7 protein-coding genes are annotated in these 8,354 nt (G+C 72.0%); 5 read left to right on the top strand and 2 right to left on the bottom strand.

What is annotated here, in order from left to right:
- Nucleotides 1-96: 96 nt before the first annotated feature.
- The gene (locus tag ABZ624_RS32940; protein WP_360097307.1) at nucleotides 97-330 is read right to left on the bottom strand and encodes a hypothetical protein; all 234 of its coding nucleotides are present in this window, start codon (nucleotides 328-330) and stop codon (nucleotides 97-99) included.
- A gap of 270 nt (nucleotides 331-600) precedes the next feature.
- Between ABZ624_RS32940 and ABZ624_RS32935 the strand changes: the two genes are divergently transcribed.
- The 5 genes from ABZ624_RS32935 to ABZ624_RS32915 are packed head-to-tail and all read left to right on the top strand — an operon-like array spanning nucleotide 601 to nucleotide 7,145.
- Nucleotides 601-2,238: an ABC transporter substrate-binding protein gene (locus tag ABZ624_RS32935; RefSeq protein ID WP_360097304.1), complete on the top strand. Its 1,638-nt coding sequence runs from the start codon at nucleotides 601-603 to the stop codon at nucleotides 2,236-2,238.
- A gap of 4 nt (nucleotides 2,239-2,242) precedes the next feature.
- Nucleotides 2,243-3,199, top strand: a complete 957-nt coding sequence (locus tag ABZ624_RS32930; protein ID WP_360097301.1) for an ABC transporter permease — start codon at nucleotides 2,243-2,245, stop codon at nucleotides 3,197-3,199.
- Nucleotides 3,199-5,166: a dipeptide/oligopeptide/nickel ABC transporter permease/ATP-binding protein gene (locus ABZ624_RS32925; protein ID WP_360097298.1), complete on the top strand. Its 1,968-nt coding sequence runs from the start codon at nucleotides 3,199-3,201 to the stop codon at nucleotides 5,164-5,166. Before ABZ624_RS32930 ends, ABZ624_RS32925 begins: the two co-directional genes overlap by 1 nt.
- A 47-nt stretch (nucleotides 5,167-5,213) precedes the next feature.
- A complete protein-coding gene (locus ABZ624_RS32920; protein WP_360097295.1) occupies nucleotides 5,214-6,218 on the top strand; it encodes an ABC transporter ATP-binding protein in 1,005 nt (334 codons plus the stop codon).
- Complete coding sequence (locus ABZ624_RS32915) at nucleotides 6,219-7,145, top strand: dihydrodipicolinate synthase family protein (RefSeq protein WP_360097292.1); 927 nt, start codon at nucleotides 6,219-6,221, stop codon at nucleotides 7,143-7,145.
- Here ABZ624_RS32915 and ABZ624_RS32910 read toward each other — a convergent pair.
- Complete coding sequence (locus ABZ624_RS32910) at nucleotides 7,142-8,320, bottom strand: sialidase family protein (protein WP_360097289.1); 1,179 nt, start codon at nucleotides 8,318-8,320, stop codon at nucleotides 7,142-7,144. The genes ABZ624_RS32915 and ABZ624_RS32910 overlap by 4 nt on opposite strands.
- Nucleotides 8,321-8,354: the final 34 nt, after the last annotated feature.

The following is an 8,354-nucleotide window of genomic DNA, read 5'->3' as shown; positions in this document are numbered from 1 at the left end:
CCTCCGTGCGGTGCAGTCCTAGACAGCTCCACCACACCGGAGGTCTTCGCCATGATCAAGCCCCGCGGCTGTCAACAACGCTCGTGATCAATACAGCTAGAGCGTCTCCCCGCGACTGCGGGCGTTGGCGTACGCGGTCGCCGCCCTGAGCCGCTCGGCGGCGGTCGCGGTGCGCAGGGCTCCGGGTTCGGCGTCCCACTCGCGTCCCCCGCCATACGGTCTCAGCTGCACATAGGGCCCCTCGGCTCCCATGACGATGCCGAGCCTGCCCGTCCGGGTGTCCACGACATGGCTGCCGACAGCAGGCCTCTTCGACCACACGTCCTCCAACGTTCCTCCGCCTCCTCGACACACAGCGCCGCGCGGATGTCTGCGCCGCACCTACACCGTGCTCCCCTCCCCCTCGCAGTTTCACGCTTCGCATATCGAATGTGACTCTCCGCCACTACACTCAGCAGCAGCCTGCGCCCGCCAAGACAGACGACCATTCGTGTGCGCCGTCTTGACCGCCCTCACGCCCCCTCCTATGGTCGCGCTAACCGGACGTAGGACGTCGGACGTCGTATCTCCACCTCCCCCCAACGACTCGCTGGAGGACCCGTGCGCGACGACGCGGCCCCCGACCTGCCGGCGCCGCCGCACCGCCGGACGTTCCTGAGGTACACGGGTGCGCTGGGCGCGGCCGTCGTCGTGCCGTCCGTGCTGGCCGGCTGCTCCGCCGGGCCGGAGTCCACGAACGACACCGGAGGGGGCGGCAGCGCCAGGGACCGGACACTGACCGCCGTGATCGGCTACGGCAACGACGGCAGCTGGGATCCGACGCAGACGGCGTCGGCGTTCGCGATGGCCGCCAACAACCACGTCTACGAGGGGCTGCTGGACACCGACCCGATCACCCGGGTGCCGTATCCGGCGCTCGCCACCGAGGCGCCCACCGACGCAGGCGCCACCACCTGGCGGTTCACGCTCCGCCCCGGCGCGACCTTCCACGACGGCAAGCCCGTCACCGCCGACGACGTCGTGTTCGTCTTCGACCGGATCCTGGACCCGAGGACCCAGACGCTCGCCAAGGGTTTCTTCGCCGGCTGGCTCGGCGGCGTCAGGAAGGTCGACTCCCGCACCGTCGAGCTCCGTCTCAAGTTCCCCTTCCCCGACGGGCTTTCCCGGCTCACCCTGGCCAAGGTCATGCCGAAGCACGTCTTCGGCAGGCCCGGCGCCTGGGACGAGGCCGTCAGGGGGCTGGCCGTGGGCTCGGGACCGTACCGGCAGACCGCGCACCACCCGAAGTCCAACACCACCTTCGAGGCGTTCGCCGGCTACAACGGACCCCGCAGGCCGGCCTTCCGGCGGATGAACTGGCTGACCATCGTAGACGCCGCTGCCCGCGTCGCGAAGATCTCCGGGACCGGCGCCGGTGCGCAGATCGCGGACAACATCCCGTACGCCAACATCGCTCGCCTGGAAGAGGGCGGGCTGAAGGTCGCGGGCGGCACCGGGATGAACAACCTCTTCCTGATGTTCAACACCCGGCACAAGCCCTTCGACGACGTACGGGTGCGCCAGGCCCTCCACTACGCCATCGACACCGGGAAGATGGTGCAGGTGGCCCTGAAGGGACACGGAAAGCCCGCCTCCTCGTTCCTCAACGAGGGCAACCCCGCCTACCGGCGGGCCCGGACCGTCTACGACTACGACCCCGAGAAGGCGAAAGCCCTGCTCAAGGCCGCCGGAGTCAGCAACCTCAGGGTCAACCTCCTTGCCGTCGACGTCAGTTGGATCGTGGACTGTCTGCCGACCGTCAAGTCCTCCTGGGACGCGGTCGGCGTGCAGACGGCCCTCGCGCCGCAGGAGACCACCGCCGTCTTCACCAAGATGGACCAGAGGCAGGACTACCAAGTCGTCGCCGCCGCCTCCAACCCCAACCAGTTCGGCCTCGACGCCGATCTGATCATGCATTACAACTACGGGCCGCAGAACCTGTGGATGGGGTACACCCGGTGGGCCGGCGATCCCGTCGCCCAGCAGCTCTTCAGGGACATGGACCGGGCGGCCCGGGAGCCGGACCCGGCGAAGAAGAAGGCGATGATCCAGGACTGCATCGACGTCGTCGCCGAGCAGGCCGTGCTCTACCCGGTGGTCCACAACGAGCTGATGACGGCCTGGGACCCGCGCGAGCTCAGCGGGATAAGGGCACAGCCGTACCCCGGCATCAACCTCCTCCGGGCCGGCTGGGCCTAGCGGCATGACAGCCGTCGTACGCGTCCTCCTGCGGCGCATCGCCCTGCTCGTGCCGCTGCTGCTCGGGATCGTGCTGTTCGTGTTCCTGGTGATGCGGTTCTCGGACGTCGACCCGGCGTCCGCGTTCTTCCAGGGGGCGAATCCGACGCCGCAGCAGCTGCACGACTTCCGGGAGCGGAACGGGCTGCTCGACCCGCTGCCGGTGCGGTACGTGCGTTTCGTCGGCGCTCTGCTCCACGGCGACCTCGGCACCAGTGCCCTGACCCGGGCCCCGGTGGCCGACCAGGTCACCACCGCGCTGCCGCTCACCCTCCAGCTGACCTTCCTGGGCCTCGCCCTCGCGGTGGTGCCGGCGCTGGCGGGCGGGGTCACGGCGGCCGTGTACCGGGGCCGGTTCCCGGACCAGGTCATCCGGGTGGTCTCGCTGGTCGGGGTGGCCGCGCCCGGGTTCTGGCTGGCGCTGCTGATGATCCAGTACCTGGCGGTGGACCGGGGCTGGTTCCCGACCGGCGGTTACATCAACCCGGCCGACTCCGTCACCGGCTGGCTGCAGACCATGGCGCTGCCCGCCTTCGCGCTCTCCCTGCCGGTGGCCGCCCAGCTCACCAGGATCGTGCGCACCTCCGTCGTGGAGGAACTGGACAAGGACTACGTCCGTACGGCCGTCGGGAGCGGGTTGCCGCCCCGCGTCGTGGTCGGCCGGAACGTCCTCCGCAACGCCCTCGTCAATCCCCTGACGGTGCTCGGGCTGCGGGTCGGCTATCTGCTCGGCGGTGCCGTCGTCATCGAGACGATCTTCTCGTTGCCCGGCATGGGCAAGCTGATGATCGACGCCGTGCAGAACGGTGATCCGGCGGTCGTGCAGGGGGTGGTCCTCACCACGGCCACCGGGTTCGTCGTCGTGAACCTCGTGATCGACATCCTCTGCCTGCTCGTCAACCCACGTCTGAGGGCGGCCTGATGGTCACGCGTGCGAGCCTGGCCGAGCGGCTCACCCGGCCCGGCGGCGTCCGGCCGCGCGGATGGCGCCGGCTGCCGCTGCCGTCGAAGGCCGCCGTCTGCTTTCTGGCCCTCGTCCTGCTCGTCGCCGTACTCGCTCCTCTCCTCGCCCCGGACGACCCGCTCGACCAGCAGGACCCGGTCGGCGGCAGCGGGCATCCGTCCGCCGCGCACTGGCTCGGGCAGGACAGCCTCGGCCGGGACATCCTGAGCCGGCTGATGTACGGCGCCCGCTGGTCGCTGGCGATCGGGCTGGGCGCCACCGGGCTCGCCCTGGTCGTGGGTGCCGTCATCGGAGCGGTGGCCGCCACCTCCCGCAAAGCGGTCGACGAGACGCTGATGCGCTGCCTGGACGTGGTGATGGCGTTCCCGGGGATCGCGCTCGCGGCGGTGCTGGTCGCCGTGTTCGGCGGCGGGATCGGCGTGCTGATCTGCGCCATCGCCTTCCTGTTCACGCCGCCCGTGGCCCGGGTCGTACGGGCGAACGTCCTCGATCAGTACGGCGAGGACTACGTCACGGCGGAGCGGGTGATCGGCGCCCGTACCGTGCACATCGTGCTGCGGCACGTGGCCGTCAACTGCGCCGCCCCCGTGCTCGTCTTCTGCACGGTCCAGGTCGCCGAGGCGATCGTGTTCGAGGCGTCGCTGTCCTTCATCGGCGCCGGGGTGCGGCCGCCGGACCCGTCCTGGGGCAGTGTCATCGCCGACGGCAAGAACATGGTGCTGACCGGCGGCTGGTGGGCGACCGTCTTTCCGGGGCTGCTGATCCTGCTGACCGTACTGTCCCTGAACATCCTCTCCGAGGGCGTCTCCGACGCGTGGGCGGCACCGGCGCCCCGTGAGGTGGAGGCGCCTCAGGACCGGCTTCAGGCGCCGGAGCCCGGCAGCGGTGAGGTGCTCCCGCTGCCCGGACTCACCGAAGCGGCCCGGCGGCTGCGGTCCCGGGCCCGGCCCCGCCCCGCCTCGTCCGCTCAGCCGGTGCTCGCCGTGGAGAACCTCACCATCGGCTTCCCCGACCGGCACCGGGGCGTGGACATCGTGGCCGGGGCCGGCTTCGAGGTGTACCCCGGTGAAGTACTCGGCCTGGTGGGCGAGTCGGGCTGCGGGAAGTCGCTGACCGCGCTCACGGTCATGGGGCTGCAGCCGAGGGGCGCGCGCATCGGCGGCCAGGTGCGGTTCCGGCAGCGGGACCTGCTCGCCGAGCCGATGCGGGTACGGCGGCGGCTGCTCGGGCACGAGATGGCGATGGTCCACCAGGACGCCCTGTCCTCGCTGAACCCGGCGATGACCATCCGTGCCCAGCTCAGGCAGCTCGTCCGGCGCGGTGGGCGCCGCAGTCCGCGCGAGCTCATAGAGCTGGTCGGTCTGGACCCCGACCGCACCCTGCGCAGCTTTCCGCACGAGCTCTCCGGCGGCCAGCGCCAGCGCGTCCTGATCGCCATGGCGCTCTCCCGCGACCCGAGCCTGATCGTCGCCGACGAGCCGACGACCGCCCTGGACGTCACCGTGCAGGCCCAGGTGATGGAGCTGCTGCTGCGGCTGCGCGAGGAGCTGGGCTTCGCACTGGTCCTGGTCTCGCACGATCTGGCGCTGGTCGCCGACGTCACCGACCGGGTGGTGGTGATGTACGGCGGGCAGATCGTGGAGAGCGGGGTGACCGCCGACCTGGTGGCGGCACCGGCCCACCACTACACGCGCGGTCTGCTCGGCAGCGTGCTGTCGCTGGAGTCGGCCGGGGAACGGATGGCGCAGATCAAGGGGGTCGTACCGGGCCCGGCCCACTTCCCGGCGGGCTGCCGCTTCGCCGACCGCTGCCCGCTGGCGACCGAGGTGTGCCACGAGAGTGCCCCGGTCCTCGCCGGTACGGCCACCCACACGGCCGCCTGCCACCACCCGGCGGTACCCGTGGAGGACGAGGTGGTGCAGTGAACGAGGTGGTGCGGTGAACGAGGTGGTGCGGTGAACGAGGTGGTGCGGTGAACGCCGTCGTCGAGGTCCGGGATGTCCATGTGGTGCACAGGGCCCGCAGCGGCGGACTGCTGAGGCGCGACCGGGTGTACGCCCTGACCGGCGCCGGTCTCGCCGTGGCCGCCGGGGAGACGGTGGGCGTGGTCGGCGAGTCGGGGTGCGGGAAGTCGACGCTGGCCGGGGTACTGGTGGGCATTCAGCGGCCGATGTCCGGGACGGTGGCGTTCCAGGGCCGTGACCTGTGGGCGATGCCGCCCGCCGAGCGCCGGGCCACCGTCGGCGCGGGCGTCGGGATGGTCTTCCAGGACCCGTCGACCGCGCTGAACCGGCGGCTGACGGTGCGCCGGATCCTGCGCGACCCGCTGGACGTCCACGACCGCGGCACCAGGGCCGAACGGGAGGACCGGGTCCGGGAGTTGATGGCCCTGGTCGGCCTGGACCGGACCCTGGCGGACGTGCTTCCGGGACAGCTCTCCGGCGGGCAGCGGCAGCGCGTCGCCATCGCCCGTGCGCTCGCCCTGGACCCGGCCCTGGTCGTCGCCGACGAGCCGACCAGCGCCCTGGACGTGTCGGTCCGCGCGCAGATCCTGAACCTCCTGCTGGACCTGAAGGAGCGGCTCGGCCTTGCCCTGGTGTTCGTCTCGCACGACATCCAGACGGTACGGCGGATGAGCGACCGGGTGATCACCATGTACCTGGGCCGGATCGTCGAGGAGAGCCCGGCCGGCCGGGTCACTGACGCCGCCCGGCACCCGTACACGCGTGCCCTGTTCTCCGCCACGCCCGGTCTGCTGGATCCCCTCGAACCGATCCCGCTGACCGGGCCGGTGCCGTCGGCGACCCGGCCGCCGAGCGGCTGCCCGTTCCGCACCCGCTGCTGGAAGGCGGACGGGGTGTGTGCGCGGGTGATGCCGGACTTCTCGGCCGCGTCATGGCCCGGGCACCGCTACCGCTGTCACCATCCTGTCGAGGAGGACCAGTCGACTCGCGACCCAGCACGCCAGGAGCCCTGAATGACGTTCCCCACCCCGCTCACCGGTGTCGTCCCGCCCGTCTGCACGCCCCTGACACCGGAGCGCGAGGTGGACGTGCCCTCGCTGCTCAGGCTGGTCGACCATCTGGTGGACGCCGGGGTACACGGGCTGTTCCTGCTCGGGTCCACGTCCGAGGCCGCGTTCCTGACGGACCGGCAGCGGCGGCAGGTCGTGGAGGCGGTCGTCGGCCATGTGGGCGGCGGGCTGCCCGTCCTCGCCGGCGCGATCGACATGACCACCCCGCGCGTCCTGGACCACGTCAGGGCCGTGACGGCGGCCGGCGCGCAGGCCGTCGTCGTCACCGCCCCGTTCTACGCCCGCACCCACCGCTCCGAGATCGTCCACCACTACCGCCGGATCGCCGCCGCGTCCGCGGTGCCGGTCATCGCCTACGACATCCCCGTCGCCGTGCACACCAAGCTCCCCGCCGACGTGGTGCTGGGGCTGGCCGCCGACCGGGTACTGGCCGGGATCAAGGACTCCAGCGGGGACCTGGCCGCCTTCCGCGAGATCGTCACCGGCGCCCGCACGCACCCCGGGTTCAGCGTGCTGACCGGCTCGGAGCTGGTCGTGGACTCCGCGCTGGCGCTGGGCGCCGACGGAGCCGTGCCGGGGCTGGCCAACGTCGACCCGCACGGGTACGTCCGGCTGTACCGAATGTGCCGGGCCGGTGACTGGGACGGGGCGCGGGCCGAGCAGGAGCGGCTGTGCGCGCTGTTCGGGATGGTCGCGGCCGGGGACCCGGCGCGGATGGGCGGCAGCTCGTCCGCACTGGGCGCGTTCAAAGCCGCGCTGTATCTGCGGGGCGTCATCGACTGCCCGGTCACGGCGGAGCCGCAGGTGCCGTTGTCCGGGGAGGAGGTCGAGAAGGTGGGCAAGTTCTTGGCGGCGGGCGGCCTTCTCTAGCCGATCGTCACTCTGCGGAACTCCAGGGTGTCGTAGGCGCGGGCGGTACCCGTCTCGTACAGGACGCCGACCGTGCGGTGGCCGAGCTGGACCAGGTCGGAGTAGGCGGCGGGGCGGTCCGAGAGGGTGAGGAGCCGGGTGAAGGTGCGGCCGGCGTCCGTGCTCGTCCACAGGGCCAGGGCGCGGCGGGCGGTCGGTACGGAGGGCGCGGCGAACACCAGCGGGGCTCCGGGGCCGTGGAGCTGGAGGACGCTGCCCTGGACCATGGGGACGTCACTCAGCGTGGGCTGGGCGGCGTAGGGGCGGTCGAGGGTGGTGCCGCCGTCGGAGGAGTAGGTGTCGAGGCGGTTGCCGGGCGCGCTGCCGTTCTGGTCGCGGGCGCTGAAGTACACACGGCCGTCCGGGAGTTGGGCGGCGCTGGTCTCGTTGGTGTTGGTCACGCCGTCGTAGGTGGCGTCCATGGAACCGAGGTGCCAGGTGCGGCCGCCGTCGTCGCTGTAGAGGGCGTGACCGCCGTAGTACCTGGGTTCCCGGCCGGTGTCGGGGGAGCCGGCGGGCGGGGCTGCGGAGTGGTCGGCGGGGACGAGCAGGCGGCCGGGGTGCGGGCCCCGGGTGAGGACCAGCGCGTGGCCGGGGCCGGTGGCGTACCAGCGCCAGCCGGGCTGTTTCACCTGCGCGGTGATGTCCACCGGGGGCGTGAAGTGGCGGCCGTCGTCCCCGCTGCGCTGGACGAACACCCGGCGGCCCCGGTCGTCCGGGACCTCGCCGCGCATGATCTGTTCCTCCGTCACCGAGCCGCTGTTGCCGCAGGTCACGAGGATGACGGCACCGGTGCGGGGGTCCAGGACCGGCGCCGGGTTGCCCCGGGTGTCCCCGTGGCCCGGGGTCACCACCGTCAGCGGGCCCCAGGTGCAGCCGCCGTCGGTGGAGCGGCGCAGCACGACGTCGATGTCCCCGGTGTCGCCCGCGCTGTCGCGCCGGCCTTCGGCGAAGGCCAGGATCGTGCCGTCCCACGTCCTGACCGCGGCCGGGATGCGGTACGTGTGATAGCCGCCCTGCCCCGACACGTACGGCTCCGAGGAGACGCAGGCGGAGGCGGCGCGGGCAGGCGGACGGGTGGCGAGCGAGGTGAGGAGCGCGAGGGCGGTGAGCAGGGTGCGGCTCTTCGGTGTCACCCCTCCATGTTCCCCGGAACCACCGGTCCCGATT

It is taken from the genome of Streptomyces sp. NPDC007205 (assembly GCF_040634095.1).
Classification (GTDB): Bacteria; Actinomycetota; Actinomycetes; order Streptomycetales; family Streptomycetaceae; genus Streptomyces.
This window is presented reverse-complemented; position numbering and strand designations above follow the sequence as displayed.

Bases quoted from the DNA above. Each gene is read 5' to 3' on its own strand.
- ABZ624_RS32915 (WP_360097292.1), top strand. From the start codon at position 6,219: ATGACGTTCCCCACCCCGCTCACCGGTGTCGTCCCGCCCGTCTGCACG.
- ABZ624_RS32930 (WP_360097301.1), top strand. From the start codon at position 2,243: ATGACAGCCGTCGTACGCGTCCTCCTGCGGCGCATCGCCCTGCTCGTG.
- ABZ624_RS32925 (WP_360097298.1), top strand. From the start codon at position 3,199: ATGGTCACGCGTGCGAGCCTGGCCGAGCGGCTCACCCGGCCCGGCGGC.